At 60.2% G+C, this 1,217-nt stretch carries 1 pseudogene; it reads left to right on the forward strand.

From position 1 onward, the window contains the following. Positions 1-1,217 (forward strand): annotated as a pseudogene (locus tag GG681_RS17740) (hypothetical protein); the annotation flags it as partial.

The following is a 1,217-nucleotide window of genomic DNA, read 5'->3' on the forward strand; positions in this document are numbered from 1 at the left end:
ATCGGCACTGAGATCCACCTGAAAGAGGGTGTCAGCCTCAACCATGAGGACGCCGCAGAGATCGATCTTGAGGTCACGGTTACAGATGCGGGCGGGCTTTCGACATCGGAAAGCTTCACCATCGCGGTTGAGGATGTGAATGAGGCCCCGGCTGAGGTCTCGCTGGAGGGCAGCACGGTTGCGGAAAACGCGACGGGCGCGGCCATCGGGACGCTGTCGATTGTCGATCCAGACGCGGGCGACAGCCATGAGATCACGCTGTCGGATGACCGGTTTGAGGTGGTGGGTAATGAAATCCACCTGAAAGAGGGTGTCAGCCTCAACCATGAGGACGCGGCTGCGATCGATCTGGAGGTCACCGTGACGGATGCGGGCGGGCTTTCAACATCTGAAAGCTTCACCATCGCGGTCGAGGATGTGAATGAGGCCCCGGCTGAGGTCTCGCTTGAGGGAGGCACGGTTGCGGAAAACGCGGCGGGTGCCGCCATCGGGACGCTCTCGATTGTGGATCCCGATGCGGGTGACAGCCATGAGATCACGCTGTCGGATGATCGGTTTGAAGTCGTCGGAAATGAAATCCAGCTGAAAGAGGGTGTCAGCCTTAACCATGAAGAGGCCGCCGAGATCAATCTTGAGGTCACCGTCACGGATGCGGGCGGGCTTTCCACCTCCGAGAGCTTCACCATCGCGGTCGAAGATGTGAATGAAGCCCCGGCTGAGGTCACGCTTGAGGGCAGCACGGTTGCGGAAAACGCGGCGGGTGCGGCGATTGGGACGCTGTCGATTGTCGACCCCGACGCGGGCGACAGCCATGAGATCACGCTGTCAGATGACCGGTTTGAGGTCATCGGCAATGAAATCCACCTGAAAGAGGGTGTCAGCCTCAACCATGAAGAGGCCGCCGAGATCGATCTGGAGGTCACCGTTACAGATGCGGGCGGGCTTTCCACCTCCGAGAGCTTCACCATCGCGGTCGAGGATGTGAATGAGGCCCCGGCTGAGGTCTCGCTGGAGGGCGGAACTGTTGCGGAAAACGCGGCGGGTGCCGCCATCGGGACGCTCTCGATTGTCGACCCCGATGCGGGCGACAGCCATGAGATCACGCTGTCGGATGATCGGTTTGAGGTGGTGGGTAATGAAATCCACCTGAAAGAGGGCATCAGCCTCAACCATGAGGAGGCCGCCGAGATCGATCTGGAGGTCACCGTTACAGATGC

The organism is Tritonibacter aquimaris, from assembly GCF_009617595.1.
Classification (GTDB): Bacteria; Pseudomonadota; Alphaproteobacteria; order Rhodobacterales; family Rhodobacteraceae; genus Epibacterium; species Epibacterium aquimaris.